Origin of the sequence: Streptomyces noursei, from assembly GCF_001646665.1 — a bacterium.
GTDB classification, from domain to species: domain Bacteria; phylum Actinomycetota; class Actinomycetes; order Streptomycetales; family Streptomycetaceae; genus Streptomyces; species Streptomyces lavendulocolor.
The window spans coordinates 31,948-50,277 of record NZ_LWBU01000369.1 but is presented as its reverse complement, the minus strand read 5'-3'; the positions used below and the strand labels follow the sequence as shown (position 1 = coordinate 50,277).

The window sequence follows — 18,330 nt, the reverse complement described above, 5'->3', positions numbered from 1 at the left end:
TGACACGGAAGGCGGTATTGCGGCACCCGTACGCCGGGCGTAGACCTGACGGACGGGACGCGTACGCGCACGGAAGAGACGGGGCAGTGATGCGCACAACTCTTCGGACACGCACGACACGCACGACACGCAGGGCGCTCACGACACTCACGACGCCGGGGACCCGCTCGCCACGCGGGTCGCGCCGGGCCGCCGTCGCCCTGGCGGCCGTCTGCGCCCTCGCGCTCGCCGGCTGCGGCGACGGCGACGGTGGCGGCGGGCCGGAACCGGGCAAGGACACCGGGACCGGCGCCGCGAGCGTCCGGCTGCCCAAGCTGGACGGCCAGAAGGTCCAGGTCGTGGCGGTGTGGACGGGCCCGGAGCAGCAGGCGTTCACGAAGGTCCTCGACGAGTTCGAGAAGCGGACCGGGGCGGAGGTCGCCTACGTACCGACGCAGGACGCGATGCTGAACTACATCGGCACGAAGATCGCGGGTGGTGCGCCGCCGGACGTGGCCATGCTCCAGCAGGTGGGCGCGCTGAAGCAGGCCGTGGAGCGCAAGTGGGCCAGGCCGGCCGGGCCGGAGGCCAGGGCGCAGCTGGCCAAGAACTACTCCAAGGGCTGGCAGGACCTCGGAGCCGTGGACGGCACCCCGTACGGCGTGTACTTCAAGGCCGCGAACAAGTCGCTGATCTGGTACAACACGGCCGTCTTCGAGAACGCGGGGGTCTCGGAGCCGAAGACGTGGAAGGAACTGCTCTCCACCGCCGAGACGGTGTCCGCCTCGGGGGTGACGCCCTTCTCGATCGGCGGGGCGGACGGCTGGACCCTGACGGACTGGTTCGAGAACGTCTACCTCTCCCAGGCCGGCCCGGAGAAGTACGACCGGCTGGCCCGGCACGAGATCCCGTGGACCGACCCGTCCGTCGCGCGGGCTCTCACCACCCTCGCCGACGTCTTCGGGAAGCCGAACCTGATCGCGGGCGGCGCGGCCGGCGCGCTCCAGACGGAGTTCCCGGCGTCCGTGACGCAGACCTTCACCGGCGGGGACGCGCCGAAGGCCGGGATGGTCTTCGAGGGCGACTTCGTCTCGATCAACATCGCGCAGACCGAGGCGAAGGTGGGTACGGACGCGAAGGCGTTCCCCTTCCCGGCGGTCGGAGCCGAGGCGCCGGTGGTGACCGGCGGCGACGTGGCCGTCGCGCTGACGGACAAGCCCGCCGCCCAGGCCCTGCTGACGTTCCTCGCCTCGCCCGACGCGGCGCGGATCTGGGCGGGCGAGGGCGGTTTCCTCTCGCCCAACAAGGCGATGGACCCCGCGGAGTACCCGAACGACGTGCAGCGCGAGATCGGCAAGGCGCTCGTCGCGGCGGGGGACGACTTCCGCTTCGACATGTCGGACCAGATGCCGCAGTCGTTCGGCGGGACACCCGGCAAGGGCGAGTGGAAGGCGCTCCAGGACTTCCTGAAGAACCCGAAGGACGTCGCGGGTACGCAGGCGAGGCTGGAGGCCGACGCGGCCAAGGCGTACCAGGGCAAGAGCTGACGCCGTGACGGCGCCGGCAACGGGGGGCGCGGCGGCCACGCCGCCCGCGCCCCCGGGTTCGCGCAAGGGCGTGACCGGTACCCGCGGGCTCGTCGCGGCAGGCTTCCTGCTGCCCGCGCTGGTGCTGCTGGGCGCGCTCGTGGTCTACCCGATCGGGTACTCGGTGTACCGGTCCTTCTTCGACCGGGCGGGCAGCGCCTTCGCCGGTCTCGACAACTACGTCGAGATCTTCACCGACGACACGATCCTGACGGCGGTGCGGAACAACGCCGTCTGGGTGGTGGTGGCGCCGACGGTGGCGACCGCCCTGGGGCTGATCTTCGCGGTGCTCACCGAACGGGTGCGGTGGGGAACGGCGTTCAAGCTGATCGTCTTCATGCCGATGGCGATCTCCATGCTGGCCGCCGGCATCATCTTCCGGCTGGTGTACGAGCAGGACCCGGACCGGGGTGTCGCCAACGCCGTCTGGGTGGGCGTGCACGACACGTTCGCCGAGGCGTCGACCTACCCGAAGGCGCGGCCGCTGCCCGTGCACCCGCTCCGGTCAGCGGGCGGCGGGGCGTTCGAGACCAAGGAGCCGGTCAGGGCGGGCACGCCCGTCCTGCTGCCGCTGATCGGCGTGGCGCCCCGGGACATGCCGCCGGACGCGGAGCCGGCGAAGGCCCCGCGACCCGGCGGGGACACCGTGTCCGGCACCGCGTGGCTGGACTTCACGCGGGGCGGCGGCGGGGCGCCCAACACCGTCGACGCCCGGGAGCTGGGGCTGAAGGGCCTGAAGGTGGAGGCGGTCAGGGACGGCCGGGTCGTCGCCACGGCGTCGGCGGCGGCCGACGGCACCTTCACCCTGCCGCGGGCCGCGGACGGGGCCCTGCTGCGGCTGCCGGAGAGCAACTTCCGGGAGCAGTACAACGGCGTGGACTGGCTCGGCCCGTCCCTGGTCACCCCGGCCGTCATCGGCAGCTACGTCTGGATGTGGGCCGGTTTCGCGATGGTGCTGATCGCCGCCGGTCTGGCGGCCCTGCCGCGTGAACTGCTGGAGGCGGCCCGGGTGGACGGCGCCAACGAGTGGCAGGTCTTCCGCCGGGTGACGGTCCCGCTGCTCGCACCCGTCCTCGCGGTCGTCCTGGTGACCCTGATGATCAACGTGCTGAAGATCTTCGACCTGGTGTTCATCATCGCGCCCGGCTCGGTCCAGGACGACGCGAACGTGCTGGCGCTCCAGCTCTACCGCTCGTCGTTCGGCACGGACGCCCACCTCGGTGTGGGCAGCGCCATCTCCGTACTGCTCCTGCTGCTGGTGATCCCGGTGATGTTCTTCAACATCCGCCGCATACGGAAGGAGAGCCGGCGATGAGCGGCAGCAGCACCCGGCAGAGCGTCGCCGCACGCCTCGCCGCCCGGACCGCCGGCGGGGCCCTGCGGGTCTTCCTCGTCCTCGTCGCGCTGTTCTGGCTGCTGCCGACGGTGGGCCTGCTGCTGTCCTCGCTGCGCGACCCGGCCGACATCAGCGCCGACGGCTGGTGGAAGGTGTTCACGGCCCCGGCCCAGCTCACCACCGCCAACTACGCCGCCATCCTCGACAACGAGACCATCACCGGTTCGCTGCTGTCCACGGTGCTCATCACCGTGCCCGCGACCGTGCTCGTCGTCGTCATCGGGTCGCTCGCCGGATACGCCTTCGCGTGGATGGAGTTCCCGGGCCGCGACTGGTGGTTCCTGGTGGTCGTGGGACTGCTGGTGGTACCGGTGCAGGTGGCCCTCGTACCGGTCTCGCAGCTGTTCGGCGCGGTCGGGATCTTCGAGACGACCCTCGGGGTGGTGCTGTTCCACGTGGCGTTCGGCCTGCCGTTCGCGATCTTCCTGCTGCGGAACTTCTTCGCCGAGATCCCGCGCGAACTGCTGGAGGCCGCCCGGCTCGACGGGGCGGGCGAGATCCGGCTGTTCACCCGGGTGGTCATGCCGCTCGGCGGCCCGGCCATCGCCTCGCTCGGCATCTTCCAGTTCCTGTGGGTGTGGAACGACATGCTGGTGGCGCTGATCTTCGCGGACTCCGAGTCGCCGCCGATCACGGTGGCGCTCCAGCAGCAGGTGCGCCAGTTCGGCAACAACGTCGACGTCCTGGCGCCCGGGGCGTTCGTCTCGATGGTGATACCCCTGGCGGTCTTCTTCGCCTTCCAGCGGCAGTTCGTCTCCGGCGTGATGGCGGGCGCGGTCAAGTGACGTCCCCGGCCGGGCCGCACGCGGGTGAGGCACAGGTGAACCAAGGGGTCCCCCGTATGCCACGGCGGGCGTAACCCGGTCGGTTCATCGGACGTTCCCGGGCCATGCCCCGGTTCAGCGTCATCGTCCCCGCGTACAAGGTCCAGGCGTATCTGCACGAGTGCCTGGAGTCGGTGCTCACCCAGTCCTTCGAGGACCTGGAACTGATCGCCGTGGACGACTGCTCGCCCGACGGCTGCGGGGCGGTGATCGACGAGTTCGCCGCCCGCGACCGCCGGGTCGTCGCCGTCCACCTGCCCGAGAACGCCGGCCTCGGGCCCGCCCGCAACGCCGGGCTGGCCCGTGCGACCGGGGACTACGTCCTCTTCCTGGACGGCGACGACACCTTCGTCCCCGGCGCCCTCCAGGCCGTCGCCGACCGCCTCAAGGAGACCGGCTCGCCCGAGCTGCTGGTGTACGACTACGCCCGCGTGTACTGGTCGGGCGAGGCGGTGCGCCACGAGTTCCGCAGCCACCTCACCGAGGCCGGCCCGGCGCCGTTCCCGCTGACCGAGCGGCCGGGGCTGCTGAAGGTCCTGATGGTGGTGTGGAACAAGGCGTACAAGCGGGAGTTCCTGGAGCGCGAGGGGTTCGCCTTCCCGCCGGGCTTCTACGAGGACACCCCGTGGACGTACCCGGCGCTGATGGCCGCCGGGTCGATCGCCACCCTGGACCGGGTCTGCGTCCACTACCGCCAGCGCCGCACCGGCTCCATCCTGCGCACCACCAGCCCCCGGCACTTCGACCTGTTCGACCAGTACGAGCGGGTCTTCGCGTTCATCGACGCACGCCCCGAGCTGGCCCGCTGGCGGCCGGTGCTGTTCCGCCGCATGGCCGACCACTTCACCTCGGTGTTCTGCGCTCCCGGCCGCCTCCCCCGCGGCACCCGGGCCGACTTCTTCCGGCGCGCCCGCCGCCACTACCGCCGCTACCGCACGAAGGGCGCCACCCCGAAGTTCACCACCCGGCTCCGGCACGCCCTGGTCCGGCTGGGCAGCCACCGCACCTACCGGGCGGTCACGGCCGCCCGCACGCACCTGAAGCGGGCCGTGCGGTACGCCTCGTGGACCGCACGGGCCGTACGGGGCGCCCTGCTCCAGGCGCACTACCGGATCCAGCTGTGCCTGCCGGTGCGGGAGGACCGGGCGGTGTTCGCCGCCTACTGGAACCGCGGCTACGCGTGCAGCCCGGCCGCGATCGAGGAGCGGGTGCGGGAGCTGGCCCCGCACGTGCGCACCGCCTGGATCTGCGCCCCCGAGCACGCCCACACCGTGCCTCCCGCGACCCGCCGGCTGCGTCCGGGGACGGCGGCGTACTGGACGGCGCTGGCCCGCTCCAAGTACCTGGTCAACAACGTGAACTTCGACCGGCGGCTGGTCAAGCGGCGCGGCCAGCTGCTCGTCCAGACCCAGCACGGCACGCCGCTGAAGCACATGGGGCTGGACCTCCAGTTCCGGCCGGCGGCCGGGCGGGGCACGGACTTCGCGCAGCTGCTGCGCAACATCGACAAGTGGGACGCCCTGGTGTCCGCCAACCGGCACTCCAGCCTGGTGTGGGAGCGGGTCTACCCCGCCGCCTACCGGACCCTGGAGTTCGGCTCGCCGCGCAACGACGTCTTCCAGCGCGCCACCGCCTCCGACGTCGCCCTGCTGCGCGAGTCGCTGCGCATCCCCGAGGGCCACACCGCGATCCTGTACGCCCCCACGCACCGCGACTACGCGCACCCGCAGCCGCGCCTGCTCGACCTGGAGCGGCTGCTGCTGGCGCTCGGCCCCCGCTACGTGGTCCTCGCCCGCCCGCACCCCACGCACGGCTCGCCCGTCGCCACGGACGGCAACCCGCGGATCATCGACGTGTCGGGGCACGGCTCGGTGGAGGAGCTGTGCCTGGCGTCGGACGCGCTGCTGACGGACTACTCGTCGCTGATGTTCGACTACGCGGGCCTCGACCGGCCGATCGTCGTGCACACTGAGGACTGGACGGCGTACGACGCCACCCGCGGCACCTACTTCGACCTGCGGACCTTCCCGCCGGGCGCGGTCGCCCGCACCGAGGATGAGCTGATCGACATCTTCGTCACCGGCCACTGGCGCGGCTCGCGCTCCGCCCAGCTGCGGGCCGCGTTCCGGGCGCGCTTCTGCCCGTACGACGACGGGCACGCGGCCGAGCGGGTGGTGCGGCACCTGTTCCTGGGCGAGGACCCGGCGGCCCTGCCGCCCGTCGTCCCGCTGGAGGACCGCCGCCCGGCCCCGTCGATGGGCGGGGCCGGGGCGGCCCTGTTCCCGGCCCCGCGCTAGCGCGTGCCGATCAGCGCCTTGGCGGCCCGCCGCACGGGGCCCTTCTGCACCACGGGTCCCAGCAGGCGGCCCACCACGCCCCCGGGGCGCCACCGCAGCTGGAGCCGGCCCGCGTCCCGCCCCTCCGGCTCGACCACCACGCGGTGGCGCCCGGCGCCCGCCACCTCGAACGGCGCGAAGTCCAGCGGCGCGAGCAGCACACCGGTGTTCCCGGCCGCCCCGCCCGCTCCCCCGCCGCGGCGCCCGTCGGTGACCTCCAGCACGGGGTGCCGCACGCCCCGGAAACCGTGCGCGGGCAGCGTGGCGGCGGCCGGGCGGAGCCGCACGGTGCCCTCGAAGACGCCGCGGCCCGCCGGGTCCATCCGCAGCGGCACGGTCAGCCGCCGTCCGGCGGGCGAGACGTGCAGGAGGGCGGGGAGCGGGGCCAGCGGGAGGCGCCGCGCGGGGTCGTGGGTGCGGAGGGCCAGCTCCACCGTGCCGCCCTCGCCGCGCCCCACCCGGAGGATCTCGTGCCGGAACCGGGCGGAGGCGAACGGGCAGCCCGCCAGGTCCAGTTCGGTGAGGTCCAGGTCGGCCCGGCCCGCGTCCGTCCGGGGCAGCGTGCCGCCCCAGTAGGTGCGCCCCCGCGCGTCCGTCGCGAGGGCGCGCGGGCCCACGCCGTGCCCCAGGCCGCGGGCCGCGAGCCGGGCCTCCTCGTACCGCCCCTCGCGCAGCAGTCCCACCACGACCCGCTCGTCGCGCCGCATCCGCCCGAAGGCGGCGGCCGACAGCCCCTCCAGGTACGGCAGGACCTCGGCGGCGAACTCCCGGACCCACTCCGGGTCCCGGTGGGGCAGGTCACCGGCGTACAGCCGCAGGTCGTGGGAGAGGAACTTGTGGTCCTTCTCCTCCCGCACCGCGTCCGGCACCCCCTGCTCGGCGAGGAAGTCGTCGATCAGCCGGGCGACGGTGATCCGGTCGCGGACGTTGGAGATCAGGTGGCGCCGGTTGGAGATTGTCGCGGCGTCCGCCGCCGCGTGCGGGGCGATGTACCAGCGGTAGACCGGCTCGGTGAGGACGGTGAAGGCGCGGGCGAGGGTGTAGGCCCGCGCGGTGAACAGCTGGTCCTCGTAGTGGAGCCCTTCGGGGAAGCGCAGGGAGTGCCGGTCCAGGAACTCCCGGCGGTACATCTTGTTGGTGGACAGCGGTTCGAACAGCAGCCGCGGCTCGTCCTCGATGCCCCGGACGGTCCGGCGCCGGGCGAACAGGTGCGCCATCCAGGGGGAGACGTCACCGGTGTCGGTGCGCACCCGCTCGACCGCGCCCATGGTGAAGTCGAGGTCCGCCCCGGCGTGGGCGCCGAGCAGCAGCTCGCAGGCGCGCGGCGGGAGTTCGTCGTCGCTGTCGAGGAACATGACGAACGGGGCGCGGGCGGTCTCCAGGGCGCGGTTGCGGGGGGCGCCGCAGCCGCCGCTGTTGCGCTCCAGCCGCAGCACCCGGATGCGGTCGTCCTGGGCGGCCAGCGCCGCCGCGACCCGGGGGGTGGCGTCGGTGGAGTGGTCGTCGCTGATGACGATCTCGATGTCGCGGAGGGTCTGGGCGCGTACGGAGGCGACGGCGCGCGGCAGCCGTTCGGCGTCGTCGTGGACGATGACGACGACGGTGACGGTGGGGGCGGCGGTGCCTGTGGCGGCGGCGGTCGCGCCGGGGAGGGTGCTCATCGGCGGGTGGCCTCCTCGGGTGTGGGGGCGGGGGTGCGCCGCTCCAGCGGCAGGACCGGCGGGAGGCTCTCCTCGCCCTCGCCGAGGAAGACGCGGCGCACCACCCGCTCGGCGGCGCGCCCGTCGTCGTACTCGCAGAACCGCAGCCGGAAGTCGTGGCGCTGTTTGGCGGCGGCCTCGTCGCACCAGGTGCCGTCGCGCAGGACGTCGGTCAGCTCGTCCTGGCTCCGGGTGACGTGGCCGGGGGGTTCGGCGGTGATGTCGAAGTAGACGCCGCGGGTGGCGGTGTACGTCTCCCAGTCGTCGGTGTGCAGGACGACGGGCCGGTCGAGGTTGGCGTAGTCGAACATGATCGACGAGTAGTCGGTGATCAGGGCGTCGGCCGCCAGGGCGAGTTCCTCGACCGGTTCGTAGCCGGTGACGTCGAGGACGCGGTCGTGGCGGGGGCCGGGCAGCCGGTCGTGGAAGTAGTGGCCGCGGACGAGCAGGACGGTGTCGTCGCCGAGGGCGTCCGCGAGCCGGGGCAGGTCCAGGCGGGGCGTCCAGCGGGTGCGCGGCTCGTGGTCGCGGTGGGTGGGGGCGTACAGCAGGGCGCGGCGGCCGGGTTCGATGCCCAGCCGGGCGCGGGCGGCGCGGACGTCGGCGGCGGTGGCCCGGTAGTGGACGTCGTTGCGCGGATAGCCGTAGTCGAGGGACCGGTAGCCGGCCGGGTAGGCGCGCTGCCAGGTCTCGGTGGAGTGGCTGTTGGCGGAGAGGCTGTAGTCCCAGCGGTCGACCCGCTCCAGCAGGGCCTCGATGTTGAGCCCCTGGGCCGCGGCGGGGTGGTCGCGCTGGTCGACGCCCATGCGCTTGAGGGGGGTGCCGTGGTGCGTCTGGAGGTGGACGGTGCCGGGGCGTTTGACGATCCCGTTGGGGAAGTTGACGTTGTTGACCAGGTACTTGGCGCGGGCGAGGACGTCCCAGTAGCGGGGCGTGCCGGGGACGACGTGGTCGGTGCCGGGCGGCAGCAGCGGGACGCGGTCGGGTTCGGCGATCCACACCTGGTGGATGTCGGGCGCGAGTTCGGCCAGTTCGGTGGCGATGGCGGCCGGGTTGCAGTGGACGCCGCGCCCCCAGTACGCGGAGAAGACGGCGAGGTCCTGGTCGATGCCCCGGCGCAGCCGGCGGTGGTAGCGGTGGCGGGCGCGGACGGCCGCCACCTGCTCGGCGCGGGCGGACGTGGCCGACCGGACGGCCCGGCGCTTGTCGTTGGCGAGGCGCAGCAGGCGGTAGCCGAGGTGGGCGCCCCGGCCGAGGAGGACGTGGCGTACGCCGTCGAGGCCGCCGGGCCGGTGGTGGCCCTCGGGGCGGAAGCGGGCGGTGTGGCGGGCGGCGCGCCGGAAGTACTCGGTGAGGAGGGCGGGCGGCAGTTCGTCGCGCCGGGCCAGGGTCGCCAGGTAGTCGCCGACCATCCGGTCGTAGAGCCGGGTGCGCAGTTCGGGGGGCGCGGAGGCCGCGTGGGCGAGCTGGTGGAGGCGCTCGTACTGGCCGAAGGCCGCGAAGTGCTGCTCGGGGCCGGCGGCGCGCCGCTGGCTGGGCCGGTCCTTGTGCCGGACGAGGCCGACGGTGGTGCAGGCGGTGATCCGCCGGGCCAGGAGCAGGACGGCGTACGAGAGATACAGCTCGTCGTGCCCCTCGGTGCCGATCAGGTCGGGGTGCTCGGCCAGCAGCCGGGCGCTGACGAGGCGGTTGCCCAGCAGCGGCGCGAGGTCGAGGAGCGCGGGGTGGCCGGCGAGGGTGGTGGGGCCCTGGGCGCCGGCCCCGGCCAGCAGGTCGGTGGAGCCGCCGGGCACGGCGTCGTCCCACCAGTACGCGTGGTGGTGGTCCAGCAGGACGACGTCCGGGGCGTCGGGGAGGGCGCCGAGCCGGGTGGTGAGGGCGGCGGCCGCGCCGTCGGGCAGGCGGTCGGTGGCGGGGTGCAGGAATTGCAGGTAGCGCCCGGTCGCGGCGCCGGCTGCGGCGGCCCGGGCGGTGGCGGCGGGGGCGTCCGGGGCGACGGGCACCACGGTGACGCGCGGGTCGCGCAGTTCGTGGGTGGCGGCGAGGGCCCGTGCGGGCCGGTCGGTGCCGGGGACGGTGACCACGATGTCGAGGTCGGGCGGGGTCTGGGCGGTGACGCCGTCCAGACAGGCGCGCAGCCGGCCGAGGGGGGCGTGGCCGGACACGACGACGCTGAGTGCGGGCATGGGCGTTCGGTCCTTTTGCAGGGGGTCAGTTCCGCTGGCCGAGGAAGACCGTCAGGAGGCCGATCACGACCAGGGTCGAGCCGGCCCAGGTCCACACCGAGGTCCGCTCGTGCAGCAGCGTGGAACCGGCCAGCACGATGAGCAGGTAGCCGAGGGCGTTGAAGGGGTACGCGACGGAGAGCGGGACCCGGGCGAGGGTCGACATCCAGGCGACGGCGGAGAGCGCGAAGACGGCGAGGCCCAGGACCACCCAGGGGGTGGTCGCGGCGCGTGCGGCCAGCGAGCCGCCGGTCTTCCCGGCGGCGGTGGCGGCGGCCTGCATGCCGTGCTTGAGCATGATCTGGCCGGCCGCCGAGGAGAGGACCGCGAAGAGCAGCAGCACCAGGCTGGGCAGGGTCAACGTCCGCCTCTCACACGCCGACGCGGGGGGCGGCGGAGTCCACCGGGACGAACTGGCGGTTGAGGATGTCCTGGACATCGATGTGCTCCCCAGCGATGATCGTCCGCGCCGCATGCGGGGTGAGCAGTGCGACGTACTGGTAGCCGAAGAGGGTGGGACGCAGACGGGTCAGCAGCTTCGACGCCCCGCCGAGCACCGTGGACACCGGTCCGCCGCCGAGCACGGACCAGAAGGGCGCGCCGGTGGCCGAGAGCGACAGCACGTCGTACCCGGCGGCGCGCACGGTGCGGCGGAGGCTGGCGCGGCTGAAGAACCGCAGGTGGGTCTCGTCGAGGATGCCGCGCCGGTCGTAGTCGAAGATGCCGAGGGCGACGCGCAGCCGTGAGTACCAGTGGCCGAAGTTCGGCACGGACAGCAGGACGTGTCCGTCGGGGCGCAGGACGCCGCGCACCTCGGCGAGCAGGCGTTCGGGGCGGGAGAGGTGTTCGATGACGTCGCCGGCGACGACGTAGTCGTACCCCTCGCCGATGCCCTCGGGCAGCCCCTCCTCCAGGTCGGCGAGGAAGAACCCGCCGGAGCACCTGTCCCGCACTCCCTCGACCTCGACGCAGTCGATGCCGGTGACGGTGTGGCCGAGGGCCTCCAGGCGTTCGGCGAACGCGCCGCCGGAGCAGCCGACGTCGAGGACCCGGCCGGGCGGCAGGTCCCGCATCCGGTCCAGGATGACGGCGTGCGAGGAGCCGTCGCCCTCCTTGAAGGCGTACTCGACGGGCTTGGGGATCCAGCCGCAGGTGCCGAACCCCTTCTTCGCCAGCCGGTATTCGAGGACGTCCTTGACGACGTCCTTGGCGTACCGCATGCCGTTGACGTAGCAGATCTCGTCGCCGTAGTAGGTGGGGATGGGGATCTCGCGGATGCGCATCCCGGCGTCGGCCATCTGCACGATGATCTGGGTGTCGAAGTCGAAGGCGTCGGTGTTGCGCTCGACGGGCAGGCGCCGCAGGGCGTCCACGCTGTAGGCGCGGTAGCCGGAGTGGAACTCGGTCAGGTCCGATCCGAGCAGCGCGTTCTCCAGCCGGGTCAGCACCCGGTTGCCGAGCCACTTGTAGAGCGGCATGCCGCCGCGCAGGGCGTCGCGGGGCCGCATCATCCGGGACCCGAACACGGCGTCGCACTCGCCGCGTTCGAGGGGCTCCACCATCCGGGGCAGCAGCTCGGGGGCGTACTGCCCGTCGCCGTGCAGCAGGACGACGATGTCCAGGCCCCGCTCGGCGGCGAGCGCGTACCCGGCCTTCTGGTTGCCGCCGTAGCCGAGGTTCTTGGTGTGCCGCATGACGACGGTCGGCGGCATCCCGTCGAGCTGGGACCAGCGGCAGCCGGCGGTGAACGTGGCGTCGTGGCTGGCGTCGTCGAGGATCAGGATCTCGGCGATCCTGGGCCGGAAGTCGGCGGGGATCCGGTCGAGGGTCTTCTCCAGCGTGGCCTCCGCGTTGTACGCCACCACCAGGATCCCGATCCTGGGGCTGCTGCTTCGGCTGCTGTGACCTTCCGTCACGGGCTTCTCCACTCTCGCGGGGGGGTGTCGGGCGGGTCAGTCGGCGACGGGAGCGGGAAGGCCCGCGTCACCGGGCGCCGCCCCCGCGGTGCCGCCGGCGGGCGCGGGGGCGGGCCCTCCGGCGGGCGCGGCCGGGGCGGGGGGCGCCGGGGCGGGGGGCGCCGGGGCGCGGGCGGCCGTGCCGGTGGGCGGACCGGCGGACACCGCACCGGCACCGGCACCGGCAGCACCAGCACCGGGCCCCGTTCCCGGCCCGCTGCTCGTGCCCGCTCGTGCCGTGCGCGCCGGGGGCAGCACCGCGGCCGGGCCGGGCCGGCGCCCGGCCCGCAGGGCGGTCAGGACCGCGGAGGCGACGCAGACGGCGAGGACCGCCCAGCCCAGGGCGCCGAAGGCCATCTCGGTGTCCGTCCAGTGCACCGGGCGCTGGCCGGAGTAGACCGAGGCGGTGACGGCGCCGACGACGATCCCGTACGCCGTGCCCTGCCACAGGCCGATGACGAACAGCCCGGCCGCCGGCCACGCCAGGTACTGGACGCCCGACGCGGTGCTGAGCAGCAGGAGCAGCCCGAGGGTGGTGGCGACGGCGTGCGGCGCGTCGGCCGGGCGCCGCCAGACCAGGCGGACGCCCACGGCCATGATCGCGGCGACGATCAGGAAGTGGCCGTCGCCGCGCAGCAGCTGGACGTACGGCTCGGGGACGTCCGCCCAGCGGGCGAAGCGGACGATGCCCCAGAAGCTGAAGTTGCCGCCCGCGTACTCCAGGACGTTCGCCTTGAGCCCGCCGGGCACGGTGGCGACGACCGGCCCCCACACGGTGAGGAACAGCGCGGTGAACCCGGCCGTGAACCGCAGCAGGACGGGGCGTCCCCCGGCGCGCAGCGCGGCGGCGAAGAGCAGCGGTACGGCGACGACCGGGATGAGCTTGACGCTGATGCACAGCGCGGCCGCCAGCCCGGCCGCCACCGGCCTGCCCCGGTCGACGAGCAGGTACGCGGCGGCGAAGGCGAACATCACGGCGACCGAGTCGGTGTTGCCGTGGTAGCCGGAGGTGGCGACGAGCACCGGGCACAGCGCCGCGCCGACGGCGCAGAACACGGCCGTCCGCAGCCGGAGCGCGCGCCGCCGCACGATCGCGAAGACCAGGAGCACGGTGACGAAGTCGGCGAGACACGCCGGGAAACGGATCAGGGGCCGCCACGGCACCCCCTGCTGCGCGAGCCACTCCAGCCCCAGCAGCATCCAGCTGGCCAGCGGGGGGTGGTTGTAGACCGGCAGCCACGGCATCGGCTCGGCGTAGATGCGGATGGGGTCCGTCCGGGCGATGGCCCGGGCGAAGCCCCAGAAGAACCGCACGTCGGCGGGCCCGCGCGTGTGCGCCGCGAGTGCCGTCTTCGACACGAACGCGACGAGCGCGACGGCGAGGACGATGATTCGGGCTTTCCGTACGTCTCGGGACAGAGACGACATTCGGACGTTCATGGTTGTCGAACGTAGCAATACCGACCACACGTAGCGAAGCACCTATTAACACACTTACGCGGCGGACGAGTTCTCCGGCTCGGTGCGGAATGGGCGTTGCGCGGGTGTTTGCGCACCCGGGCGGAATTGCCGAATCACACGTATGGCCCAGAAACGCACGTAATTCGTGGCGCTCAACTCTCGTTCACATCCTGCACCTTGTCCCCGTCAGCCGAGGCAGACAGGCAGGCCAGTGAAGTGAAAGCACTCGTACTCTCCGGAGGCGCCGGCACCCGGCTGCGCCCCATCACCCACACGTCCGCCAAGCAGCTCGTTCCCGTGGCCAACAAGCCGGTGCTCTTCTACGGGCTCGAATCCATCGCCGCCGCCGGGATCCGCGAGGTCGGCATCATCGTCGCCCCGGACACGGCCGGGGAGATCCGCGCCGCCGTCGGCGACGGATCGCGGTTCGGCCTGGCGGTCACGTACATCCCGCAGCACGCCCCGCTGGGGCTCGCCCACGCCGTGCTCATCGCCCGGGAGTTCCTCGGCGACGACGACTTCGTGATGTACCTCGGGGACAACTTCATCGTCGGCGGGATCACCGACCTGGTCGAGGAGTTCCGCGCCACCCGGCCCGCCGCGAGCATCCTGCTGACGAAGGTCCCCGACCCGCGCGCCTTCGGGGTGGCGGAGCTGGACGTCGACGGCCGGGTGGCCCGCCTGGAGGAGAAGCCCCCGCACCCCCGCAGCGACCTGGCGCTCGTCGGGGTCTACCTCTTCACGCCCGCCGTGCACGACGCGGTGCGCTCCATCGAACCGTCCGCGCGGGGCGAACTGGAGATCACCGACGCCCTCCAGTGGCTCATCGACGAGCACCGCACCGTCACCTCGACCGTCGTCTCCGGCTACTGGAAGGACACCGGCAACGTGGCGGACATGCTGGAGGTGAACCGGTCCGTCCTGGAGCTGCTCACCCCGCGCAACGAGGGGACCGTCGACGCCGCCACCGAGATCATCGGCCGGGTCCGCATCGGCGGCGGCGCCACCGTGCGGGGCTCGCGGATCGTCGGCCCGGTCGTCATCGGCGCGGGCACGGTCGTGGAGAACTCCTACATCGGCCCCTCCACGTCCATCGCGGAGAACTGCCGCGTCACGGACAGCGAGATCGAGTACTCCATCGTGCTCAGCGGCTCCTCCCTGCACGGCGTGGGACGCGTCGAGGCCTCCCTCATCGGACGTAACGTCGAGATCACCCCCGCCCCGCCCATCCCGGCCGCCCACCGCCTGGTGCTCGGCGATCACAGCAAGGTGCAGATCTCGGCATGAACACCGCCCCTCGTGTCCTGGTGACCGGCGGCGCCGGCTTCATCGGCTCGCACTACGTCCGTACGCTGCTGGGGTCCCCGGGGCCCGGCGGCACGGAGGTCACCGTCCTCGACAAGCTCACCTACGCGGGCAACCCCGCCAACCTCGACCCGGTGCGCGACCACCCGGGCTTCGCCTTCGTGCACGGCGACGTCTGCGACCCGGGGCTCGTGGACAAGCTGGTCTCCGAGCACGACCAGATCGTCCACTTCGCCGCCGAGTCGCACGTCGACCGCTCCATCGCGGGCGCCGACGCCTTCGTGCGCACCAATGTGCTCGGCACCCAGATCCTCCTGGACGCGGCCGTGCGGAACCGTATCTCCACGGTCGTCCAGGTCTCCACGGACGAGGTGTACGGCTCGATCGCCACCGGCTCGTGGACCGAGGACCAGCCGCTGCGGCCCAACTCCCCCTACGCCGCCACCAAGGCGTCCGCCGACCTGATCGCCCTGGCGTACCACCGCACCCACGGCCTGGACGTGCGGGTGACGCGCTGCTCCAACAACTACGGGCCGTACCAGTTCCCCGAGAAGGTCGTCCCCCTCTTCGTCACCCGGCTGCTCGACGGCGGCCGGGTGCCGCTCTACGGGGACGGCACGCACGTGCGCGACTGGCTGCACGTGGACGACCACGTGCGCGCCCTCGAACTGGTCCGCACCCGGGGCCGGGCGGGCGAGGTCTACCACGTCGGCGGCGGTACGGAACTGTCCAACCGGGAGCTGACGGACCTGCTGCTGGAGGCGTGCGGGGCGGACGGGTCCCGGGTGGACCACGTGGAGGACCGCAAGGGCCACGACCGGCGCTACTCGGTCGACTGGACGAAGATCCGCGACGAGCTGGGCTACCGGCCGCGCAAGGACTTCGCCACCGGGCTGGCGGAGACGGTCGCCTGGTACCGGGACAACCGCTCCTGGTGGCAGCCCCTGCTGACCCGGGCGGCGCTGTGACCTGGGTCGTGACCGGCGCCGGCGGGATGCTGGGACAGGACGTGCTGGCGTGCCTCGGGGACGGCGCGACCGGGCTGACCCGGGGCGACCTCGACGTCACCGACCGGGACGCGGTCCTCGCCGCGCTGCGGGAGCTGCGCCCCTCCGTCGTGGTCAACTGCGCCGCCTGGACGGCGGTGGACGACGCCGAGTCCCGCGAGCCGGAGGCGCTGGCGGTCAACGGGACGGCGGTGCGGCACCTCGCCGAGGCGTGCGCGCTCACCGGCAGCGCCCTGGTGCACGTCTCCACCGACTACGTCTTCGACGGCCACGCGCGCGTGCCGTACGCCGAGTCGGCCCCGCCCGGCCCCCGGACCGCGTACGGGCGCACCAAGCTGGCGGGCGAACGGGCGGTCCTGGAGGTCCTCCCCGAGCGCGGGTACGTGGTGCGGACGGGGTGGCTGTACGGGGCGCACGGCGCCAACTTCGTCCGGACGATGATCCGGCTGGCGTCGGCCCGGGACGTGGTCGACGTGGTCGACGACCAGCGCGGCCAGCCGACCTGGAGCGCCGACGTGGCCGCCCGGCTGGTCCGGCTCGTGGGCGCGCCGCCGGGTGTCTACCACGCCACGAGCGGCGGGGACGGCACCTGGTACCAGCTCGCCCGGGAGACCTTCCGGCTGCTGGGCGCCGACCCCGAGCGCGTCCGCCCGACCACGAGCGCCGCCTGGCCGCGCCCGGCGCCCCGCCCGGCGTACAGCGTGCTGGGCCACGCCCGCTGGCGCGAGGCGGGCCTGCCACCGCCGCGGGACTGGCGGGAGGCGCTGCCACGGGCGTTCCCGGCGCTCCGGGAGGCGGCCGCCGCGGGCTGAACCCGGCGTGCGGGCGGTCCGGGTCCCCCGGCGCGCTCCGGGGGCCGGAGCCGACTCACCGCCCCCGCCCCTCCCGTACCAGCAGCAGAGCACCGGCGTTCAGGGCGGCGAGGAGGAGACCGGCCGTGGCGACCGCGGACCAGCCGCGGCCCGCGGCCAGGTCGTACGCGCACAGGGCGGTCAGCAGCAGGCTCAGGACCAGTCCGGTCAGGGCGAAGCCCCGGACCGCCCGCCTGCTCTCCGCGTCCAGCGGTTTCACCGGCCAGGACACGGGGTCAGCCCTCGTCGCGAAGGTCGCGGGCTCCGCCACCCGGCCGGCGGGCGGCTCCGGGCGGCTCCGCCCCGCCGCGGCCGCCGCCGGCGGGTGCGGTGACGCCCGCGCACATCAGGGCGGCCCGTACGGTGTTCGGCCTCTTGCGCGTCACGAGATTCCTCCCCGGTCCCTCATGCTCCGCCGACGCGCCCCGCGACGGCGCCCTTCCCGTGTCCGACCGCCCCTGGCCAGGTGCCTCGACCACCCCGTTCCGGGCGGCGGTCGACGTCGACGCGTGTGCCCCGGAAGACACCGCCCATGACAACCGGGCGCCGGGCCGTTGGCTCGCGGGTCCGGGGGTACACGGGGACGGCAGGTGCCGGACGAAAAAGGAGACACGATGGCCGACTCATCGATGAGGGCCGTGGGCTGGGCCCGGTCCTTCCCCGTGTCGGGTGGCGTACGGGCGGGGCGGTGCTGGGCCCGCGAGCACCTGGAGTCGCTGGGGTGGACCGAGGACGCCCCGGAGACGGTGGACGACGTGCTGCTCACGGTGTCGGAGCTGATCACCAACGCCCATGTGCACGCGCACAGTTCCGCGCAGCTGGTACTGACGTGGGACAGCCAGTGCCTGCACGTGAGCGTCCACGACGACGGCGGCGGGGTGCCGGCCCCGCGCAGCCCCGACACGACCTCTCCGGGCGGCCGGGGCCTCGCCCTCGTCGACGCGCTGTCGGACCACTGGCACACCCACGCCCAGCAGCACGGGAAGACCATCACCGCCTGCTTCACCCCGGCGACGGGGAACGGGACCGGGTGAGAACCACCGGAGAAGTCCCGGAAAAATCACCCGGGAATGATCCCCCGAAAACGCCTGTGTGGCCCACCCCGGAAGAGGGTGGGCCACACAGGCTCCGTACCGGATGCGGAACGGACGGACGGACGTACCGGTGATTCAGCGGCGGAAGGCGTCCTTCGTGTTCTCCTTCGCCTGCCGCAGATCACCCTTGGACTGCTCGGCGCGGCCTTCGGCCTCCATGCGCTCGTTGCCCGTGGCGCGCCCGAGCGTCTCCTTGACCTTGCCCTTGGCCTTCTCGGTCCGGGCCTGGGCCTTCTCGTCGGCTGCCATCCGAATCACACTCCCACACGATCGACTACGGGATTACCTGGCCGTCTTGCCGGAAAAAGCGGGCGACAAACCCCGTGAGAAAAAAGGATTTCCGCTGTGTGATCTTCTTTATGCCGGGCACAAGCTGGCTCGGAGGTTGATAATCATGGTCCCGCTTCTTCTCGTTCTTCTTCTCGCCCTGATTCTTTTCGGCGCGGGTTTCGCTCTCAAGGTTCTCTGGTGGGTGGCGGCCATCGTGCTGGTCGTCTGGCTGGTCGGCTTCCTGGTCCGTCCGGCCGGTCACGGCGGCGCACGCGGTCGCTGGTACCGCTGGTAGTCCGCACGGCCACTGACACCCCGTCACACGGATGCCGGGTACCGCC

The 18,330-nt window shown here is 73.2% G+C and carries 17 protein-coding genes; 9 read left to right on the top strand and 8 right to left on the bottom strand.

Annotation, left to right across the window (positions count from 1 at the left end; all coding sequences use genetic code 11):
- The first annotated feature begins 89 nt into the window (after positions 1-89).
- The 4 genes from A4V12_RS27560 to A4V12_RS27545 all read left to right on the top strand — a co-directional run bounded on the left by A4V12_RS27560 (position 90) and on the right by A4V12_RS27545 (position 6,082).
- The gene (locus A4V12_RS27560; protein WP_064072150.1) at positions 90-1,526 is read left to right on the top strand and encodes an ABC transporter substrate-binding protein; all 1,437 of its coding nucleotides are present in this window, start codon (positions 90-92) and stop codon (positions 1,524-1,526) included.
- A 70-nt stretch (positions 1,527-1,596) separates the two neighbouring features.
- Complete coding sequence (locus A4V12_RS27555; RefSeq protein WP_064072149.1) at positions 1,597-2,880, top strand: carbohydrate ABC transporter permease; 1,284 nt, start codon at positions 1,597-1,599, stop codon at positions 2,878-2,880.
- Complete coding sequence (locus A4V12_RS27550) at positions 2,877-3,746, top strand: carbohydrate ABC transporter permease (protein ID WP_064072148.1); 870 nt, start codon at positions 2,877-2,879, stop codon at positions 3,744-3,746. The genes A4V12_RS27555 and A4V12_RS27550 overlap by 4 nt, the downstream gene beginning before the upstream one ends.
- Before the next feature lie 104 nt (positions 3,747-3,850).
- On the top strand, positions 3,851-6,082 hold the full coding sequence (locus tag A4V12_RS27545) for a bifunctional glycosyltransferase/CDP-glycerol:glycerophosphate glycerophosphotransferase (protein WP_064072147.1): 2,232 nt from the start codon (positions 3,851-3,853) through the stop codon (positions 6,080-6,082).
- On the opposite strand, the gene A4V12_RS27540 is transcribed toward A4V12_RS27545, so the two are convergent.
- From A4V12_RS27540 to A4V12_RS27520, 5 genes are read right to left on the bottom strand one after another with little or no spacing between them, the layout of a single operon-like run.
- Complete coding sequence (locus A4V12_RS27540; RefSeq protein WP_064072146.1) at positions 6,079-7,782, bottom strand: glycosyltransferase family 2 protein; 1,704 nt, start codon at positions 7,780-7,782, stop codon at positions 6,079-6,081. The two genes, A4V12_RS27545 and A4V12_RS27540, sit on opposite strands and share 4 nt — an antisense overlap.
- Positions 7,779-10,007 carry a CDP-glycerol glycerophosphotransferase family protein gene (locus A4V12_RS27535; protein WP_064072145.1) on the bottom strand — a complete coding sequence of 743 codons (2,229 nt, stop codon included), beginning with the start codon at positions 10,005-10,007 and terminating at the stop codon, positions 7,779-7,781. The genes A4V12_RS27540 and A4V12_RS27535 overlap by 4 nt, the downstream gene beginning before the upstream one ends.
- 25 nt (positions 10,008-10,032) lie before the next feature.
- Positions 10,033-10,407, bottom strand: a complete 375-nt coding sequence (locus tag A4V12_RS27530) for a hypothetical protein (protein WP_234372353.1) — start codon at positions 10,405-10,407, stop codon at positions 10,033-10,035.
- Between the two features lie 10 nt (positions 10,408-10,417).
- Positions 10,418-11,962 carry a bifunctional glycosyltransferase/class I SAM-dependent methyltransferase gene (locus A4V12_RS27525; RefSeq protein WP_064072144.1) on the bottom strand — a complete coding sequence of 515 codons (1,545 nt, stop codon included), beginning with the start codon at positions 11,960-11,962 and terminating at the stop codon, positions 10,418-10,420.
- Between the two features lie 36 nt (positions 11,963-11,998).
- A complete protein-coding gene (locus tag A4V12_RS27520) occupies positions 11,999-13,441 on the bottom strand; it encodes a hypothetical protein (protein ID WP_234372352.1) in 1,443 nt (480 codons plus the stop codon).
- A gap of 237 nt (positions 13,442-13,678) precedes the next feature.
- Between A4V12_RS27520 and A4V12_RS27515 the strand changes: the two genes are divergently transcribed.
- Genes A4V12_RS27515 through rfbD form a run of 3 tightly spaced genes read left to right on the top strand, consistent with a single transcriptional unit; the run spans position 13,679 to position 16,586 of the window.
- Positions 13,679-14,749 (top strand): glucose-1-phosphate thymidylyltransferase, encoded by a 1,071-nt coding sequence (locus tag A4V12_RS27515; RefSeq protein WP_064072142.1) that lies wholly within the window; start codon positions 13,679-13,681, stop codon positions 14,747-14,749.
- A complete protein-coding gene (gene rfbB, locus A4V12_RS27510) occupies positions 14,746-15,735 on the top strand; it encodes a dTDP-glucose 4,6-dehydratase (RefSeq protein ID WP_064072141.1) in 990 nt (329 codons plus the stop codon). The genes A4V12_RS27515 and rfbB overlap by 4 nt, the downstream gene beginning before the upstream one ends.
- Positions 15,736-15,761: 26 nt before the next feature.
- On the top strand, positions 15,762-16,586 hold the full coding sequence (gene rfbD / locus A4V12_RS27505; RefSeq protein ID WP_064072218.1) for a dTDP-4-dehydrorhamnose reductase: 825 nt from the start codon (positions 15,762-15,764) through the stop codon (positions 16,584-16,586).
- Between the two features lie 55 nt (positions 16,587-16,641).
- On the opposite strand, the gene A4V12_RS27500 is transcribed toward rfbD, so the two are convergent.
- Positions 16,642-16,857: a hypothetical protein gene (locus A4V12_RS27500; protein WP_064072140.1), complete on the bottom strand. Its 216-nt coding sequence runs from the start codon at positions 16,855-16,857 to the stop codon at positions 16,642-16,644.
- A 4-nt stretch (positions 16,858-16,861) separates the two neighbouring features.
- The gene (locus A4V12_RS37725; RefSeq protein WP_159028946.1) at positions 16,862-17,011 is read right to left on the bottom strand and encodes a hypothetical protein; all 150 of its coding nucleotides are present in this window, start codon (positions 17,009-17,011) and stop codon (positions 16,862-16,864) included.
- Positions 17,012-17,239: 228 nt separating this feature from the next.
- Between A4V12_RS37725 and A4V12_RS27495 the strand changes: the two genes are divergently transcribed.
- Entirely contained in the window at positions 17,240-17,659 is a 420-nt protein-coding gene (locus tag A4V12_RS27495) for an ATP-binding protein (protein ID WP_064072139.1), read from the top strand.
- Positions 17,660-17,794: 135 nt separating this feature from the next.
- On the opposite strand, the gene A4V12_RS34080 is transcribed toward A4V12_RS27495, so the two are convergent.
- Positions 17,795-17,968: a CsbD family protein gene (locus A4V12_RS34080; protein WP_064484009.1), complete on the bottom strand. Its 174-nt coding sequence runs from the start codon at positions 17,966-17,968 to the stop codon at positions 17,795-17,797.
- A gap of 145 nt (positions 17,969-18,113) precedes the next feature.
- On the opposite strand from A4V12_RS34080, the gene A4V12_RS27490 reads away from it, so the two are divergent.
- Entirely contained in the window at positions 18,114-18,284 is a 171-nt protein-coding gene (locus tag A4V12_RS27490; RefSeq protein WP_064072138.1) for a hypothetical protein, read from the top strand.
- Positions 18,285-18,330 lie beyond the last annotated feature (46 nt).

Coding starts and splice junctions, on each gene's coding strand:
- A4V12_RS27495 (WP_064072139.1), top strand. CDS start 17,240: ATGGCCGACTCATCGATGAGGGCCGTGGGCTGGGCCCGGTCCTTCCCC.
- A4V12_RS27550 (WP_064072148.1), top strand. CDS start 2,877: ATGAGCGGCAGCAGCACCCGGCAGAGCGTCGCCGCACGCCTCGCCGCC.
- A4V12_RS27545 (WP_064072147.1), top strand. CDS start 3,851: ATGCCCCGGTTCAGCGTCATCGTCCCCGCGTACAAGGTCCAGGCGTAT.
- A4V12_RS27490 (WP_064072138.1), top strand. CDS start 18,114: ATGGTCCCGCTTCTTCTCGTTCTTCTTCTCGCCCTGATTCTTTTCGGC.
- rfbB (WP_064072141.1), top strand. CDS start 14,746: ATGAACACCGCCCCTCGTGTCCTGGTGACCGGCGGCGCCGGCTTCATC.
- A4V12_RS27535 (WP_064072145.1), bottom strand. CDS start 10,007: ATGCCCGCACTCAGCGTCGTCGTGTCCGGCCACGCCCCCCTCGGCCGG.
- A4V12_RS27560 (WP_064072150.1), top strand. CDS start 90: ATGCGCACAACTCTTCGGACACGCACGACACGCACGACACGCAGGGCG.
- rfbD (WP_064072218.1), top strand. CDS start 15,762: ATGCTGGGACAGGACGTGCTGGCGTGCCTCGGGGACGGCGCGACCGGG.
- A4V12_RS27520 (WP_234372352.1), bottom strand. CDS start 13,441: ATGAACGTCCGAATGTCGTCTCTGTCCCGAGACGTACGGAAAGCCCGA.
- A4V12_RS34080 (WP_064484009.1), bottom strand. CDS start 17,968: ATGGCAGCCGACGAGAAGGCCCAGGCCCGGACCGAGAAGGCCAAGGGC.
- A4V12_RS27540 (WP_064072146.1), bottom strand. CDS start 7,782: ATGAGCACCCTCCCCGGCGCGACCGCCGCCGCCACAGGCACCGCCGCC.